The sequence below is a fragment of the Sutcliffiella halmapala genome (assembly GCF_002019665.1).
GTDB classification, from domain to species: domain Bacteria; phylum Bacillota; class Bacilli; order Bacillales; family Bacillaceae_I; genus Sutcliffiella_A; species Sutcliffiella_A halmapala.
The window spans coordinates 1,872,936-1,889,812 of sequence record NZ_KV917375.1; the positions used below are offsets into that span (position 1 = coordinate 1,872,936).

Genomic DNA, 16,877 nt, shown 5'->3' on the forward strand with positions numbered 1-16,877 from the left:
AACACTTCAATAAGCAAATAGCTAAAAATACATAGTCAGACTGTTTTAAATCAGAATAGGGGCACATTCTTTTATGGATTATAGTAGTATCGTTGCATTAGTTTTCACAATCATCCCATTTATTAACTTCTTGCTTGCAATAGTTTTGATTTTTTTCGAAAGAAAAGATATTGGAACTACCTGGGCCTGGTTGATGGTGATTTTTTTTATACCAGTACTAGGCTTTTTAATCTATGTGTTTTTTGGACGTCGGTTAAAGCAAAAGAACTTTTATAATATGTCGGTTGAAGAAAAAGAGTATCTTCAATCAACCGTAGATAGACAAATAGAAGGGCTAGACAGTGGTCAATTTCCACAAACTTTAATGAAGAAATATCGAGATTCCATTAGGATGAACGTAAAGTCTGCCAATGCTTTAGTTACAACAAATAATGAAATTAAGCTATTTATTGATGGCCATGACAAGTTTTATTCGTTGTTTGAGGATATCAGAAATGCTCAAGAAGAGATAAACATTGAGTATTATATTATTCAACGTGATTCATTAGCAAAAAAGCTGAGGGATGAACTTACAAAAAAGGCAAAGCAAGGTATCAAAGTCCGCGTTCTTTATGATGGATTTGGCTCCAGAAAAATATCTCCTGCCTTTTTCAAGGAACTGATCGCAAGTGGAGGGGAAGTAGGGGTGTTCTTCCCCTCATTTCTTAGATTAATCAATTTCCGCATTAATAATAGAAACCACCGCAAGCTTTGTATAGTAGATGGAAAGATTGCTTATATAGGAGGTTTTAACATTGGGGATGAATATTTAGGTCTTCATGAAAAAATTGGATACTGGCGTGATACACACTTCCGAATTAGTGGTGGTGCTGTTGCTCATATTCAAGGAAGATTTATTCTTGACTGGAATCAGGCGACAAAACAAGTCGCAGGGAACCTGAAACAGTTTTCTCTCCCGACAGAAACCGATGATGGAGACAGTATTGTTCAAATCGTTGCCGGTGGACCAAGCTCTAAAACACAACACCTCAAGAATATGTATATAAAGTTAATTACATCTGCTGAAAAAGAAATACTGATTCAATCGCCATATTTTATACCCGATTCAAGCTTTATGGATGCGTGTAAGATAGCGCTACTTTCTGGAGTGGATGTCCGAATTATGATTCCCAATAAACCTGACCATCCCTTTGTGTACTGGGCCACTTGGTCCTATGCAGGTGAGCTTATTTCCTATGGAGCGAAAATACTCTTGTATGAAAAAGGTTTTTTACATGCGAAAACGATGATAGTAGATCAAGAAGTAGCTACGGTCGGAACAACTAATATTGATAATCGTAGTTTCGAATTAAACTTTGAAGTAAACGCGACAGTTTATGATGAAAAGGTAGCTGCAAACTTAAGAAAGTCATTTTTGGAAGATCTCAAAGTCTGTTCAGAGCTTACCTTAGAGCGCTATCAACAAAGGAGCAATATTATAAAATTTAAAGAATCGATTTCGCGCCTTTTATCGCCTATTTTATAGTCTTTTTATGAGAAAGAAAGTGACTTTCCGTCTTTTTTCAAGATGGTCTATATCGAGTTTTTGACATTTTTTATTTCCCGTAATTTTCGTGGAGCTGCTTTCTTTGTAGAACCCGCTATTATCTTCCAGCATCCAAAACAAAGCTTTTTCATACAATGGTATAATAAATAAGGAAAAAGAGGTGAAATAGACGAAATGTTTTCTTATGAGGAAAAAAAGTACTTGTTATCCCTTTTAAAAAAACAAAAGCGAAACACCTTTTTTAGAAGAACACCGGATATTAACAGTAGATTAATAGAAAAAATACAACAAATGATACGAAATGAAGAAGTGAATAATGAGGAATTAAGAAAAAAACTTTAATCCAATTCTCAATCCTGCTTTTAAGGGTTGAGTTTTTTTGTGGACACGGAAGTGATTCTAGGTACATAAAAAAATGCTAATTCTATAAATAAATCAAAATTGTTACGATTTACAGTTGACGTGTGGTCGTTTGTTTTTGTATAGTAAGTAAAGTGTAAATAAGAATCGTTACGATTAAACCGAGATTTAAATCGTAATGATTCTATTTTGTTGGAAAGCTTTATTATTTTGTTTTGTAGTAAAAAGGGGGACAAGGATTAAAAATAAGCCATAATTTTCACTATGGCTTACACACTTACTTTTAATTAAAAAGGACAGTATTTATTAAAGAGAAATTGAAAATAGAAGTGGTATGAAAATTTTACGATAACAGGAGTGAGTTAATTGTTAAAAAATACTATATTTTTCTTGATAGTAAGCATATTTATGGTCTTCCTTATTGGGTGTGATAACCATGAAAAGGATGTACAAGGAGAAGATAAGTCTTCAAGTGAAAGTAACAAATCTATCACATTACTATTTAGCTTTCCGTCTAAAACGATGGATCCACATCAAGATTGGATGGGAGTACGTGCTGGGGTTGCTGAGACGTTAGTGAAGATAGATGAGGATTTAAACATTCAACCGTGGTTAGCAGAATCTTGGGAACAAACGGGTGAGAAGACATGGACCTTTCAGATTAGAAAAGGCATTACATTTCATGATGGTACACTTGTTGATGGAGAAGCAGTTAAAGAATCTTTTACTAGAGTACTAGAGGTAAATGAAGCTGTTGGATCTAGCTTGAAAATTGAATCAATGGAAGCAGAAGGACAAACTATTACATTTTTCACGAAGGAAGTAAATCCTGCTTTTCTTTCTGAGCTTGTACATACAAATGCTTCTGTTATTAAGACGGATACGGATAATATTAGTGAAAGTCCAATTGCTACTGGTCCATTCAAAGTGGATCATTTCACGCCAGAAGTTGATATTAAATTAGAAAGATACGATGATTACTGGGATGGAGCAGCAAATCTTGAACACGTAAACATAAAGTTTAATTCTGATGGAAATGTTCGTGCGCTAGCGCTTCAATCTGGTGAAGCGGACATTGCTTATCATTTACCACCAGAAGCATTGACACCAATTGAAAATAGGGAGGATCTTCGGGTCGAATCTGTCTCAAGCTTGCGAGTTCATTTTATGCTTTACAATGCTAATAAGGTAACATTACAAGATTTGAATGTACGAAAAGCATTAGATTTACTTATTAATCGTCCGATTATGGTAAAGGAAATTATGAGTGGCCATGCTACAAGTGCCTTTGGTCCATATCATCCTGATTTTGCATTTTCAGGAGAAGAAACAGATGCTATTTATGACCCATCACAGGCAGAGGCATTATTGAAGGAAGCTGGTTATACGAAAAACGACGCAGGGAAGTTAGAAAAAGCTGGTGAGACACTGCAACTGACAGTAGCTACTTATCAAGGTAGACCTGAACTACCATTGATGGCTCAGTACTTACAAGCAGAAGCGGCAAAGGTTGGTATCGAGATTAATATCGTAACGGTGGAAAATATCGATAGTTATTTATGGGAGCAACAAGATGATTGGGACATAGTGACGTATTCCAATTTAACGGCACCTAGAGGAGATGGTGGTTATTTCTTGAATGTAGCCTATTTACCTGATGGATCTCTAAACCCAGGTCAAATTAATATTCCACAGTTAAATGATTTAACCAGACAACTAAACGTTACTTCCGACCCAGAAGGAAGAACAGCTATTCAAGAAAATGCAGTCTCAATTATTCAGCAAGAGGTACCACAGTCATTTATTCTTCACCCACATATTATTGTTGGTGTAAACGAACGAGTGAAAAGCTGGAAGCCAGGTTCTGAAGAGTACTATTTAATTACGAATAAAATGGATGTTGAATAAGTGGAAAATCAGGTTCAAATATCAGGTCGATTTGGCCACATATCTCGACGGATACTAGAAGAATATGAAAATAACAAACGGTACAAATGGGAGGTGAGAGGATGAAAAGAGTATTTTCAATGATTGCATCACGTCTCATTCAGTTGTTAATCATGGTCTTCGTTCTCTCCTTTGTTACGTTCGTGTTAATGAAAATTACATCTGGAGATCCAATTAGAGATCTCTTGAAAGTAGACGATGTGGCAGCAACGAAAGCAGATGAAGAACGTTTAATGAAGGAGAATGGATTTGACCAACCGATCCTCGTGCAATATGGCAAGTGGATTTGGAATGTGCTACATCTAGATTTAGGGGAATCCATTATTTCCAAAAAGCCCGTTCTTGACATGATTATGAGTAGATTACCTTCCACAGTCGCTCTTTCTGTTGGCGGCTTAGTTGTATTGTTTATGATCGCCATCCCACTTGGTATTGTTGGGGCGATTTATGAAGGGCGTTGGCCAGATTATATTAGTAGATGGACAGCTTTATTTGGTGCATCCATCCCAAGCTTTTGGTTTGGCTTGCTACTCATCTATTTTTTTTCATTGAAATTAAATTGGTTACCGGTGATGGGAAAAGGAACGCTTGCCCATTATGTCTTGCCATCGGTGACACTTGGGGTTGCGATGGCCCCGATGTATATTCGTTTGTTACGGGAAAGACTGATTGCGACATTGCAAAGCCCTTATATAGAAGCAGCAAAGGCTAGGGGACTGACGAAAGAACGCATCATTCTTTTTCATGCGCTGCGCGGGAGCTTAATCCCATTAGTAACCATGTTTGGCTTAAGTATCGGAAGTCTGCTAGGAGGTATTACCGTCATTGAAATTCTCTTCTCCTGGCCAGGAATGGGGGAGATGATCGTGAATTCGGTTATGCAGCGTGATTATCCGGTCATTCAAGGCTATATTTTAATAATCGGTTGCCTCGTTGTCGGAGTAAATTTAATAGTAGATTTACTGTATATGATCATTAATCCGCAAATAAGGCAAGAGGAGAAGACATGATGGAAACGATAAAAATAAAAACCTCCACTCTTTTGCAAAATCCTAATATGTTGGTAGGTATGGTGTTAGCCGTTGTACTATTCGGCATCACAATTTTTGGAGAAGTCTTTGTTGTGCACGATCCTTTTCAGATTGACATGAATAATAGATTGAACGGTGCCTCGCCCATAAATTGGCTTGGCACCGATCAATTGGGAAGAGATGTTTTTTCTCGAATTATTTATGGAGCAAAACTAACAATTGGATTGAGCTTGCTTGCCATTATATTAGCTGTTGGAATTGGGGTACCTATTGGACTTGTATCTGGTTATATCGGTGGAAAGCTAGATGCCATACTCATGAGAATAGTAGACGGTATTTTGTCTTTTCCAGATTTTATTTTAGCTATTGTCATTGCAGGGATGCTAGGGCCTAATTTAACGAATTTAATAATAGCGATTGTGATCGTGAGATGGATTGTTTATGCAAGAATTGTTCGAGGACTAGTGCTTGGGGAAAAGGAAAAGGAGTATGTGCTTGTTTCTAAAATTTCGAATTCTAGCTTTCTAAAAACGGTCCGAATGCATCTTTTGCCACACGTAATGCCAGATATTATTGTGATGGCTGCCATCGATATTGGGAAGGTCATTTTACTTATTTCTGCCTTTTCTTATATTGGTCTTGGTGCACAGCCGCCGATTCCTGAATGGGGAGCTATGTTAAACGATGCAAGAGGGTATTTTCAAGTTCATCCTTTTCTAATGATTTTTCCTGGAGTTGCCATCGTTCTAACTGTCCTGTGCTTTAATTTATTAGGTGATGGATTGAAAAGCTATTTTGATATCAGAAAAGGGAGGGGCTTTATGTGAATCAACCTTTACTCTTGATACAAGATTTAACAGTAAGTCAGCCTATAGTTAACAAGGAATTAGTGCACGACGTTAATTTGTCTATAGATAAGGGAGAAATGGTGGCTCTTATTGGCGAGAGCGGTAGCGGGAAAAGTATGACTGCTCGTTCTATTATGGGTCTTTTACCGAATGGGATGGAAGCAAGTGGTCGTATACTTTTTCAAGAAAAAAACTTATTGTCCCTACCTTATGAAAAGCATCGCAAATTGTTAGGACGTGAAATAGGGATGATTTTTCAGGATTATCGTGGAAGCTTTACACCGTATATTAAAGTAGGAAATCAAATGGTGGAAGCGATTCGTACACATTACTCGATAGGAAAGAAAGAAGCGAAAAGCATCGTGCAGGATGCCTTAAATGAAATGGGTTTAGACGCAGAACGAATATATCGGAGCTATCCCTTTCAATTAAGTGGGGGGCAGGTCCAACGCGCCTCGATAGCTATGTCACTTGCCTTAAAGCCTTCCTTACTTATTTGTGATGAGGTGACGTCTGCGCTTGACGTTATGAATGGAAATAAGGTCCTACATTATATTAATAAAGTCCGTAAGAGCACAGGATGTGGGGTATTGTTTATTACGCATGATCTCGCCCAAGCCTTTAAGGTGACAGACCGTATGTATGTCATGCAAAAAGGGGAAATCATAGAAGAAGGCCTGCCAGAGCAGATTCGATGTCATCACCAGCATCCATATACAAAGAAACTGTGCTCCTGTTTACTAGAATTACCTAAAAACATACCAGTAAAAAAAGAAAGAGTGAGTTTCCTATGACGCTCTTAGTAGAAGCGGTCTCAAAGCAATATTCTAATAATGTTCTAGCCTTAAACGAACTTTCTTTTCACGTCGTGGCAGGTGAAAGTGTAGGAATCGTTGGGGAAAGCGGAAGTGGGAAAAGTACACTCGCGAAGCTTTTAGTTGGAATTGAGTACTATAATAAAGGGGTTATTACATTCGATGGAATGCCAATTGTACCGAAGAAACGAATAAATCAAAAGAAATTCCGGAAAAATGTTCAGATGGTTTTCCAGGATGCCGTGAGTGCGTTAAATCCTAAACTACCAATCTGGAAGAGTTTATTAGAGCCACTTGATAACTATAAAGAATTTACTCCTTCGTTTTTGGATGGTGAAAACCTTACGAGGAAAGAAATAGCAGCACAACTATTAGAGATGGTTGGATTAGAAAAAGAAATGGCGAACCGACTTCCAGGAGAATTAAGCGGTGGTCAAAAGCAAAGGGTAAGTATTGCTCGAGCAATTAGTATGGAACCGAAACTCCTCATTTGTGATGAACCGACAGCTAGTCTAGATGCTTCCATTCAAGTCCAAATATTAGATTTATTGAAGGAACTTCAACAAAAATCTAATATGACGATCCTTTTTATTTCGCACGATATTAGAGCGGTAGCCTATCTATGTGAAAGGTTGATGGTTCTGAAAAACGGGGTAAAGGTAGATGAGTTCAAATTAGTAGATATCTATCATGAGGATCGTCACGAATATACAAAAGCATTAATTCAAGCAGCAGCCATTGATTAGCGAAAGAGTGGAAGAAAAATGAAGATAGCTACACATTCTAAAGCAATAGAAAACAAATCGTTACATCATAGGACTTATCTAGCTTTGTCCATTCCATTGATTATCTCAGGAATTTCAACCCCTCTATTAGGAGCTGTAGATACAGCTGTAGTTGGGAGAATTCCTGACACAGCAGCTATCGGTGGCGTTGCAATTGGTGCAGTTATTTTTAATACTATATACTGGCTTCTTGGTTTTCTAAGAGTAAGCACGAGTGGATTTACTGCACAAGCAGAAGGAGCGAATAATCAAAACGAGATTTTACTCTCTCTTCTTCGTCCCGTAATTTTGGCAATCTTATTTGGGGCATTGTTTATTATATTTCAGCAGCCTATTTTGCAGATAGCTTTATCTCTTATAGGTGGAAGTGAAGCCATTTCGGCCAATGCTGCAACCTACTTCTCTATTAGAATTTGGGGAGCGCCTTTTCTTCTATTAAGTTATTGTATAATAGGCTGGTTAATTGGAATGGGAAAGGTTCGATTAGCATTATTCATCCAAATAGGTATGAATGTCATCAATATATCATTGGATTTTTTATTTGTATTTGGACTAGGGCTAGGGGTTGCTGGTGTTGGATATGCTAGCTTAATTGCGGAAGCAAGTACAATCCTTTTTGGCTGTTTTTTTATCTATCGAACGAATGCCACTAAAATACGAAATATAACAAGAAAGATGCTATGGGAGAAGGAACCACTTCTACAAATGTTAAAAGTAAATCGGGACCTATTCCTTCGCACCGTTTCCTTACTTGTAATGACAGGACTTTTTACTTCAAGTGGCGCAAGTATGGGAGAGGTTACGTTAGCAGCTAATGCAATCCTCTTACAACTACATTATATGATGGCCTACTTATTTGGAGGGTTCGCAAATGCATCAAGTATACTTGTCGGAAGAGCCGTTGGGACGAGAAATCACTTTTTATTTCAGCGTGCATGCTCTCTATCTGTTCAATGGGGGCTTTTATCCGCTATCCTATTATTCTTTCTAACATACCTCTTTGGAGATTACATAGTTGTACTCTTTACTAACATTCCTGAAATTAAAGAATTGACATTAGAATTACTAATCTGGATGCTTATCTTTCCTTTTGTTGGGTTTTTAGGACTATTATTAGAAGGGATTTTTTCTGGTGCGACTGAGGCTAAACCAGTTAGAGATTCTATTTTTCTTGCCTTACTCGTATACGTAATTGCCCAGTGGATATTAATCCCTATCTATGAAAACAACGGGTTGTGGATCGCGTTTTTACTATTTAGTTTAGGACGATCGATTTTTTTATTACTTTATGTGCCTAAGCTATCGCGTACGAAGTTTTCATAACTTTAAAGGATATGGCAAAAACACCATCTAGAAAAAGGCTTTCCTGTTTCATAGTTGATGAATCAAAAACAAGTGGTGTCAAAATACACCTCTTGTTTTTTTGTCATTTGATTTTCAAGATTTCTACCGATACTTTTTATCTATAGCTATTGATAATAAAAAATTATTTTGTAAGAAGGTTCGAATGTAAATTTTTTATTATATTAATTAATTCATCAATTTGTTGTTGTGACAATTTTGATTTTTCGAAAATTTGAATAGGAATATTTTTAGCCTTTTCTTTCAGTTCTTCCCCTTTATTTGTAAGTGAAATGTTGACAATTCTCTCGTCCTCGACGGATCTCTCACGTGTTATTAAACCAGCTTCCTGTAGTCTTTTTAATAAAGGTGTTAAAGTACCCGTATCAAGATACAGTTTTGAACCTAAAATTTTAATTGGTATTTCATCCTGTTCCCAAAGTACTACCATTACTAAATATTGCGGATAAGTGAGTTTAATTTCTTTAAGTATTGGTGTGTACAATTTAGTTATTTCTCTTGAACAAGCATATATATTAAAGCATAAGAGATTGGATAATGATAATTTCTCCTCTTCATTCATTGTTTAACCTCCATTAAACATCAATTTTTTGGTATTAATAATTATACATAATAGTTGTCAATAATAGAAAGATTAACTTTAGTAGATTAACCACAAATTATATTGGGCTAAATTAGACTTATATAAGTGTACCTTAAAAACCAAATGAAAATATTTCCTTGTTAATCTTTCAATTAGAAAGTTGACTAATATTTATCGATGATGTTATATTTATATTGTGCAAAATATAGTTTTGCAAAACATATTATCAAGGAGGAAATTACTATGAAAAAACTTTATACTGCAACTGTAAAAGCTACTGGTGGAAGAGAAGGTAGAATTGAATCCTCTGATGGACAATTAGATTTAAAGATAGAAATGCCGAAAGCTCTTGGTGGATCTGGTAAAGAAGGTACAAACCCGGAGCAATTATTTGCAGCTGGATATTCTGCTTGTTTCGATGGTGCTTTAAACTTAGTGGCTCGCACAAAACGAGTGAAAATTGGAACGAGTGAAGTTACTTCTCATGTAACTATAAACAAAGATGACAGTGGATTTGTTCTAAGTGTTGTGATGGAAGTTCATGTTCCGGGGATTACTTTAGAGGAAGCAAAAGAGTTAGTGGAAGAGGCTCATCAAGTATGTCCTTACTCAAAAGCAACAAGAGGGAATATAGAAGTAGAACTGAAAGTAGTATAATTAATGTAAATTAAAAAGATAAATTTAAGGTGTCTCTAAAACAATGTGTGTCTAAATCATCCCGTTAGCAAACGGGGTGATTTTTTTGAAGGTCTAAGATAACTTTGTGTTAAACTATTTGCATATTCAGTTTGGCTATCCAAATTAAAAAGAGGTGAAAGGTTGAAAAGAATAACTAAGAAAAGTTTTCTAATTCTTATTATTGCTATTATATCAATTGTTTTTTTCTTTTATTTTCAAAACAATTCTATTGAAACAACGGAAATTGATATACGATCGGCAAACATCCCAGCAGGTTTTCACGGGTTTAAGATCGTTCAATTATCAGACCTCCATAGTAAATCCTTTGGAGAAAATCAAAGTGGGTTAGTCAAAGAGGTAGGTAAAGCTAATCCTAACTTAATTGTATTTACAGGGGATTTGGTCGACTCTAAAAAATATGATGAGGATGCCAGTCTGACATTGATGAAGGAATTGGTTCAAATTGCTCCTGTTTATTTTGTAACAGGAAATCATGAATGGTGGTCAGGAAGATTCAATTCATTGGAAAACAAGTTAATAGAACTAGGGGTACAAGTAATGAGAAACACATCAGCTGTTATCGCAAATGGAGAGGACAAAATTCACATCATTGGAATTGATGATCCAGCACAAGTTAATGAGGGATATTCAGAAGAAAGTATTGCTGAAGAAGCGATTGAAAATGCAATGGATGGACTAACTGATGGAGAAAATTTTAAAATCCTTTTATCACATAGACCAGAATTATTTTCCCTATATTCCAACTATGAATTAGATGTTGTTTTTTCAGGTCACGCTCACGGTGGACAAGTAAGAATTCCTTTTTTAGATAGTGGTTTAATTGCACCTAATCAGGGATTTTTCCCAAAGTATACATCAGGAAAACATAATTTAAATAACACAACAATGATCGTAAACAGAGGACTTGGAAATAGCATTATTCCACTTAGGATATTTAATCGTCCTGAAATAGTTGTTGCAACGTTAAAGCAAGGCATAAATTAATGTCAAAGCTAAATCGGAATTTGAGAACGTCTTAAGATCCTAGATTTGTGTGAACAGTCTAGCATTAATTCAGTAGAAAAATCGAGGGGAAATATAAACAAAATCCAAACCATCTACTAGTAAAATCTGTAGGTGGTTTCTTTAATTTTTAAGGTATTTCCTTTTGAAAAGATAAGAGAAGTTTATACCTTTCAGATACACAATGAGTAAAAAATGAATTATATGATTGTAGGCTTATAAAAACACTTTAAAATATCATAACAAAAAATATTTTAATATTATAATATTTTAAGAATAATGGTACACTATGATTAGGGTATAATTGATCCAGAAAGATATAGGTCGCACCTTTTAGGAGTGCCTGCATCCTTTCTGCAAACTTAGGGGATAAAGGACGGTAAAAATGAGTAACAGACATACTAGATCAGACGTTATCTTAATTGGTGCCGGTATCATGAGTGCAACATTGGGGACATTACTGAAAGAATTAGTACCGGACTGGAACATTAAAGTGTTTGAAAGACTAGAAAATGCAGGAGAGGAAAGCTCTAACGAATGGAATAATGCGGGAACAGGGCATGCAGCATTGTGTGAGCTTAACTACACGAACGAAAAACCGGATGGATCGGTAGATATTAGTAAAGCGATAAAAATTAATGAACAGTTTCAGGATTCATTGCAGTTCTGGTCTTATCTTGTAAACAGCAAGCTACTTCATAAGCCACAGGACTTTATTAAACAATTGCCTCATATGAGTTTAGTGCAAGGGGAAGAAAATGTTGCTTTTTTGAAGAATCGTTTTGAAGCGCTTACAAGAAACCCATTATTTCAAGGGATGGAATTTTCCGATGAGCCGGAAAAACTGATGGAATGGGTTCCGCTTATTATGCAGGATCGATCATGGAATGAGCCAATAGCAGCTACAAAAATCGACTCTGGAACAGATGTCAATTTTGGCGCTTTAACGCGAATGTTGTTTGATCACTTAGAGAGTAAAAATGTCCATATAAACTACAAACATAATGTTAATGATATAAATCGTACGAGTGACGGCCAGTGGGAATTGAAAGTGAAGAACCTTGATAGCGGTACAGTCGATCGCCATACGGCAAAATTTGTCTTTATCGGAGGCGGGGGAGGAAGCATCCATTTACTCCAAAAATCCGGTATTCCTGAAGGAAAAGGTATTGGAGGATTCCCAGTAAGCGGAATATTCATGGCGTGTAAGAACCCAGATGTTGTAGCACTTCATCATGCAAAAGTCTATGGCAAAGCTAAAGTTGGTGCACCACCAATGTCAGTTCCACATCTTGATACAAGGTTTATCGACAATAAAAAGTCGTTACTATTCGGACCATTTGCAGGTTTCTCACCCAAATTCTTAAAAACTGGTTCCATGTTCGATTTAGTAACGTCCGTAAAACCGAATAATGTCTTAACGATGTTGGCAGCAGGGGCAAAAGAGATGCCATTGACAAAATATCTGATCCAACAAGTTATGTTGTCAAAAGAACAGCGCATGGAAGAACTACGTGAATTTATTCCTAATGCGAAAGGTGAGGATTGGGATTTAATCGTAGCAGGCCAACGTGTTCAGGTTATCAAAGATACGGAAGCTGGAGGCAAAGGAACGCTCCAATTTGGAACAGAAGTAATTACTGCCTCTGATGGTTCGATTGCAGCATTACTAGGTGCTTCACCAGGTGCCTCGACTGCTGTTTCCGTTATGCTGGAATTAATGGAAAAATGTTTCCCGCAACATATAAAAGAATGGGAACCGAAAATAAAAGAAATGATTCCTTCTTATGGTGAGTCACTAATGAAAAAACAAGAGCTTATTAAGAAAATTCATACTTCAACTGCTCTATCACTAGGATTAAACGGGAATGAACAAGTAGATTCGAAAATAGAAGATCGTGTGTTACAGGAAGCATAAATTGCCGTTTGGTGATTTATGCTTTTTTTAGTTCCCGGATAGCGAATCATAAAAAAGGGTTTTTCTGTTATTAGAAAGAATATTAAAGTGTAATAGCTTGCGAATCAATAGAGGGGGTAAGGCTAATGCCTGCAACAAAAGGAATATTAGAATGGACACTTGTTTCTGAATGCCCAATACCTGGGGATGTGAATGATTTATTAGTAGACGGGGAAGAAGCAATTACTGCTTATAAGACATTCCGTGATAGCGCGATTTTTACAAATAAGAGATTGCTAGTTAGAGATGCTCAAGGACTAACGGGTAAAAAGGTAGAGATTTATTCCCTGCCGTATTCGTCTATCTATATGTGGTCAACAGAGAATGCAGGTGGTTTTCTTGATGTAAACGCTGAGGTAGAGTTATGGACCAAAGCAGGCCATATTAAAGTAAACCTAAAAAAGGGTGTAGATATTCGGAAATTCGATAATTTAATTGCTAATGCTATTTTGTAATTTACAAGAAAGGGAGAGTATAAAATATACACTCCCTTGGCTGGATCAAATTTTACTCGGGTATCTTTGACAATTTTCTTAATAACTGATTATAATGAATCAAAGAATTAATAGGCAATGCTTGAATCAAAAGTTAGTGTTTGTAAAAATTAACAAAACCATTATTTAAACTAGAAAAGAGCAAAGCGATATGGATATAGTTAAACATAATAGCAATGCATGGGATAATAGGGTTAAAACTCAGAATAAATGGACGATTCCTTTAACATCACTTCAAGTAGAACAAGTAAAAAAGGGCGAGTTTACATTAAGTTTAACTCCAACAAAGCCAGTACCAAAAGAGTGGATCGGACAAATAGCCGGAAAGAATGTGTTATGTCTTGCATCTGGTGGAGGACAACAAGGTCCAATATTTGCTGCACTAGGCGCTAACGTCATCGTTTTTGATAATAGTAAGGAACAACTTGCACAGGATAAAATGGTAGCAGAAAGGGATCATTTAATCATTCATCTAGAGCATGGAGACATGAGAGATTTATCAAGATTTGAAGAAGGAACTTTTGACTTAATCTTTCATCCAGTAGCTAATTGTTTTATTAATGATGTGGAAAAAGTGTGGAAAGAATGCTATCGAGTGTTAAAAAAAGGCGGAACAATAATCTCCGGATTTGTGAATCCACTTTCCTATATTTTTGATACATACGAGTGGGAAAATAACAATCAATTGGTTGTAAGAAATAGCATACCCTATTCCGACATAGATCAACTTCCTAAGGAGTTCCTAGCAGAAAGAATCCAGAATAATGATGCTCTTGAGTTTGGTCATTCTCTTCAGAGTCAAATCGGTGGTCAACTGGAGGCTGGCTTTGTTTTAGCAGGATTTTATGAAGATAATTGCGGTGGGAATTTGCTAGATAAGCATATAGATACATTTATTGCTACGAGAGCATTAAAATTATAATTAATTTGGTGAAAAATCCATCCTAAAGCGATTATTAGTATTAGGATGGCTTTTTTTATTGTTTCTTTGCTCTGTTGGTAAGATTAAATATAGAAAAAGTGCGTTTTCTTGTTTGGTAGTATTACGAGAATCTATCATTGATGTTAAGAAGAAAAATTCCGATAGTTTGAGGGGTGGAGAGAATAGATATTTTCATAAGTCTACTTATTATAGCTATAGCAACTGCAGTTGTATCTTATTTTATTTACTATTTTGGTAAAAAGAAATATGCAAAAACTAGTAAGTATGTTCCTGCAATAGCCTCAGCATTAGGGATTTGCTTCCTATATTTTAAATTAAAATTAAATCTATATTCCAAAGCCCTTAGTGGTATATACGATATCCTAGGAATCATCTTTTTATCTATAATATTTTCCATTTCCATCCTTACAGCTCTAATAATAGAATTAAATAGCAAGATAAAAAGAAAAGCATAAAGATAAACTGTTCTTGTGATTCGGAACATTAAGGAAAATAAACATGGGTATCAAGTAAAGATTGATTTAGAAGAGACAAAGATATTAGTGAAGGAAAAATAATAATTTTCAATTTTTGTATTTGTAGATTTACCGGGTAATCAAGAAGAAAAGTCACTTTAGTTAGCGGAAAGTGACTTTTCTTCTTATGTTTTAGGGCTGCCACCATCTTACAACGAAGCTTTGGAGCAATAACTGACTGTGCCACTGATTAACATTTATCAGAGTATAATTAATACCTAAGTCAAAACCACTCAACTCTCACATTTCTGAACAATTCTTAAAATATCTTCCCCGAACTCAGCAACCTTTTTTTCTCCAATTCCATCAACTTTTAATAGGTCATTAAAGGTTTTAGGTTTTTGTTTGACTATTGCTTCCATTGTGTTGTTAGTAAAGATGTAATAAGGCTTTACATTTAATTCCTTTGATCGTTTTGTTCGGTATTCAATGAGTGATGATTGTAAATTGGAAGATTGAGCTGGTTGTGAATGAATACTTAGTGAGTTTTGGAGCTTATTACTTTCCTGAATATTATTCCAGCTTTTTTGGATGATAGCTAAAATGTCGTGACCGTATTGTTCAGCTTTGTGAGCTCCGATTCCTTGTACTTCTAAGAGGTCATCCATTGTTTTAGGTTTTTTATCTAGTAGTTCGTCTAATGTTTTGTTAGTGAATATATGATAGGGCATGCTCTCTTGTTGTTTAGCCTTTTTGGAGCGGTAATCCATAAGTATATATTTTAAGTCGCTTTTATCAGGATATACGATCTTACTACAATCATACTCCATGGATGGAGAGTTATTTTGTATAACATTGCCATCCACTCCATAGTCATTCATATCGAAGGTTTTCTCTTTACAATTTTCTTTTATCACGTTAGCAATCTTGAACACTGGTGCATCAAGCATAAATACAGGTGAGTTCTTCCCTAACTCTGTTGTTAAAAATGTCTTAATTTGATCATGACGAATCACACTAGATTGTATATGTATAGGTGTTTTCTTAGAAATATCTATAATAGTTTTTGGATTAGCAAAGGTAACTGCATATCGAATAGGGCATTTTTCTATCAAATTCTTTGATTTTAAGAACTTTTCAAGAATGGCAACATGTCTCTCAACTTGATTAATAGGACTGTACATTCCTTCTTTATTAATAACTCTATTATTCTTCGTAATCACACGTTGAAACTCACCTTTATCGTTAACAACAATGTTTCCAAAAAGTTTCTTCACTTCAAGTACAAGAATAAATTTATGTGTAATAAGTACGAAATCCATTTGAGCTTTGTAATCCTCAATCTCGATATTCACATCATGCAAAATTAACATTGGAATCATTGAATTTTTCAATTCAAATAACACGCTACTTTCACCAGCATGTCCAATAGAAAACAGTTTTAACTGTTGTTCAACTTTTTTTAAATCTACCTGAGAATCTTTGCTTTCAGCTAAACTCTTTAAAGAATCCATCATCGTTGAGTTTTGACTAAATTCTTTATAAACAAGTGGTTCTTTTATATCTCGATTATCAGATAAAATTTTAAATACATTTTTAAGAAAAGACATAGTGTACCTCACTTTTGAAAAAATATGTAACTATTTATCTAGTATTATAACAAATAATTCATTATTTAATTTATTTTTCCATCTATTTCAATTGAAGAAATTTGGTTATTTTACGAAGAAAGCGAGGGAAAGAATCTTTTGTTTTTTCGTTTTGCTAATCGAAGAAGCACCGGGGCTATAGTACTTTATTAAAGAGAAGTGACCAAGTATATCTAGGTATTTAAGTTTCTAAAGCGCATCGTGGATAGGTTAATTTAGGAGTGTCTTCCTAGTAATTGATTAAAAAATAGTAGAATATTCACACTTATACTTATGTAAATATTGGATATTTTTATATAATCTAGTAAAATAGTTTTATGTAGGAGGAAACTAGGTTTGCGATTTATAGTAATAAGAATTGATGGTTATATGACTGCCTTTTAAATTTCGTAAAAATTATA

The 16,877-nt window shown here is 35.4% G+C and carries 14 protein-coding genes; 12 read left to right on the plus strand and 2 right to left on the minus strand.

Annotation, left to right across the window (positions count from 1 at the left end; translation table 11 throughout):
• Positions 1 to 73 precede the first annotated feature (73 nt).
• The 7 genes from cls (at position 74) to BK580_RS09115 (ending at position 8,655) form a co-directional block, all read left to right on the plus strand.
• Complete coding sequence (gene cls / locus BK580_RS09085; RefSeq protein ID WP_078380018.1) at positions 74 to 1,525, plus strand: cardiolipin synthase; 1,452 nt, start codon at positions 74 to 76, stop codon at positions 1,523 to 1,525.
• 747 nt (positions 1,526 to 2,272) lie between these two features.
• Positions 2,273 to 3,814 (plus strand): nickel ABC transporter substrate-binding protein, encoded by a 1,542-nt coding sequence (gene nikA, locus BK580_RS09090; protein WP_235864017.1) that lies wholly within the window; start codon positions 2,273 to 2,275, stop codon positions 3,812 to 3,814.
• Between the two features lie 101 nt (positions 3,815 to 3,915).
• Positions 3,916 to 4,863 carry a nickel ABC transporter permease gene (gene nikB / locus BK580_RS09095; RefSeq protein ID WP_078380019.1) on the plus strand — a complete coding sequence of 316 codons (948 nt, stop codon included), beginning with the start codon at positions 3,916 to 3,918 and terminating at the stop codon, positions 4,861 to 4,863.
• The gene (gene nikC, locus BK580_RS09100; protein WP_078380020.1) at positions 4,863 to 5,711 is read left to right on the plus strand and encodes a nickel transporter permease; all 849 of its coding nucleotides are present in this window, start codon (positions 4,863 to 4,865) and stop codon (positions 5,709 to 5,711) included. The genes nikB and nikC overlap by 1 nt, the downstream gene beginning before the upstream one ends.
• Positions 5,708 to 6,526 carry an ABC transporter ATP-binding protein gene (locus BK580_RS09105; RefSeq protein WP_078380021.1) on the plus strand — a complete coding sequence of 273 codons (819 nt, stop codon included), beginning with the start codon at positions 5,708 to 5,710 and terminating at the stop codon, positions 6,524 to 6,526. The genes nikC and BK580_RS09105 overlap by 4 nt, the downstream gene beginning before the upstream one ends.
• A complete protein-coding gene (locus tag BK580_RS09110; RefSeq protein ID WP_078380022.1) occupies positions 6,523 to 7,293 on the plus strand; it encodes an ABC transporter ATP-binding protein in 771 nt (256 codons plus the stop codon). Before BK580_RS09105 ends, BK580_RS09110 begins: the two co-directional genes overlap by 4 nt.
• An 18-nt stretch (positions 7,294 to 7,311) precedes the next feature.
• Positions 7,312 to 8,655: an MATE family efflux transporter gene (locus BK580_RS09115; RefSeq protein WP_078380023.1), complete on the plus strand. Its 1,344-nt coding sequence runs from the start codon at positions 7,312 to 7,314 to the stop codon at positions 8,653 to 8,655.
• A 163-nt stretch (positions 8,656 to 8,818) separates the two neighbouring features.
• Here the strand turns inward: BK580_RS09115 and BK580_RS09120 are convergent, their stop codons facing one another.
• Positions 8,819 to 9,256 carry a MarR family winged helix-turn-helix transcriptional regulator gene (locus tag BK580_RS09120; protein ID WP_078380024.1) on the minus strand — a complete coding sequence of 146 codons (438 nt, stop codon included), beginning with the start codon at positions 9,254 to 9,256 and terminating at the stop codon, positions 8,819 to 8,821.
• Between the two features lie 264 nt (positions 9,257 to 9,520).
• Between BK580_RS09120 and BK580_RS09125 the strand changes: the two genes are divergently transcribed.
• From BK580_RS09125 to BK580_RS09145, 5 genes are all read left to right on the plus strand, one after another.
• On the plus strand, positions 9,521 to 9,934 hold the full coding sequence (locus BK580_RS09125; protein WP_078380025.1) for an organic hydroperoxide resistance protein: 414 nt from the start codon (positions 9,521 to 9,523) through the stop codon (positions 9,932 to 9,934).
• A 162-nt stretch (positions 9,935 to 10,096) separates the two neighbouring features.
• Positions 10,097 to 10,960, plus strand: a complete 864-nt coding sequence (locus BK580_RS09130) for a metallophosphoesterase (RefSeq protein WP_078380026.1) — start codon at positions 10,097 to 10,099, stop codon at positions 10,958 to 10,960.
• Positions 10,961 to 11,363: 403 nt separating this feature from the next.
• Positions 11,364 to 12,896: a malate:quinone oxidoreductase gene (locus BK580_RS09135; RefSeq protein ID WP_078380027.1), complete on the plus strand. Its 1,533-nt coding sequence runs from the start codon at positions 11,364 to 11,366 to the stop codon at positions 12,894 to 12,896.
• Between the two features lie 125 nt (positions 12,897 to 13,021).
• Positions 13,022 to 13,390: a PH domain-containing protein gene (locus BK580_RS09140; protein ID WP_078380028.1), complete on the plus strand. Its 369-nt coding sequence runs from the start codon at positions 13,022 to 13,024 to the stop codon at positions 13,388 to 13,390.
• Positions 13,391 to 13,580: 190 nt separating this feature from the next.
• Positions 13,581 to 14,351 (plus strand): class I SAM-dependent methyltransferase, encoded by a 771-nt coding sequence (locus BK580_RS09145; protein ID WP_078380029.1) that lies wholly within the window; start codon positions 13,581 to 13,583, stop codon positions 14,349 to 14,351.
• Between the two features lie 769 nt (positions 14,352 to 15,120).
• Here BK580_RS09145 and BK580_RS09150 read toward each other — a convergent pair.
• A complete protein-coding gene (locus tag BK580_RS09150) occupies positions 15,121 to 16,437 on the minus strand; it encodes an HRDC domain-containing protein (protein ID WP_078380030.1) in 1,317 nt (438 codons plus the stop codon).
• Positions 16,438 to 16,877: the final 440 nt, after the last annotated feature.

Coding starts and splice junctions, on each gene's coding strand:
- cls (WP_078380018.1), top strand. CDS start 74: ATGGATTATAGTAGTATCGTTGCATTAGTTTTCACAATCATCCCATTT.
- nikB (WP_078380019.1), top strand. CDS start 3,916: ATGAAAAGAGTATTTTCAATGATTGCATCACGTCTCATTCAGTTGTTA.
- nikC (WP_078380020.1), top strand. CDS start 4,863: ATGGAAACGATAAAAATAAAAACCTCCACTCTTTTGCAAAATCCTAAT.
- BK580_RS09110 (WP_078380022.1), top strand. CDS start 6,523: ATGACGCTCTTAGTAGAAGCGGTCTCAAAGCAATATTCTAATAATGTT.
- BK580_RS09115 (WP_078380023.1), top strand. CDS start 7,312: ATGAAGATAGCTACACATTCTAAAGCAATAGAAAACAAATCGTTACAT.
- BK580_RS09120 (WP_078380024.1), bottom strand. CDS start 9,256: ATGAATGAAGAGGAGAAATTATCATTATCCAATCTCTTATGCTTTAAT.
- BK580_RS09125 (WP_078380025.1), top strand. CDS start 9,521: ATGAAAAAACTTTATACTGCAACTGTAAAAGCTACTGGTGGAAGAGAA.
- BK580_RS09135 (WP_078380027.1), top strand. CDS start 11,364: ATGAGTAACAGACATACTAGATCAGACGTTATCTTAATTGGTGCCGGT.
- BK580_RS09140 (WP_078380028.1), top strand. CDS start 13,022: ATGCCTGCAACAAAAGGAATATTAGAATGGACACTTGTTTCTGAATGC.
- BK580_RS09145 (WP_078380029.1), top strand. CDS start 13,581: ATGGATATAGTTAAACATAATAGCAATGCATGGGATAATAGGGTTAAA.
- BK580_RS09150 (WP_078380030.1), bottom strand. CDS start 16,437: ATGTCTTTTCTTAAAAATGTATTTAAAATTTTATCTGATAATCGAGAT.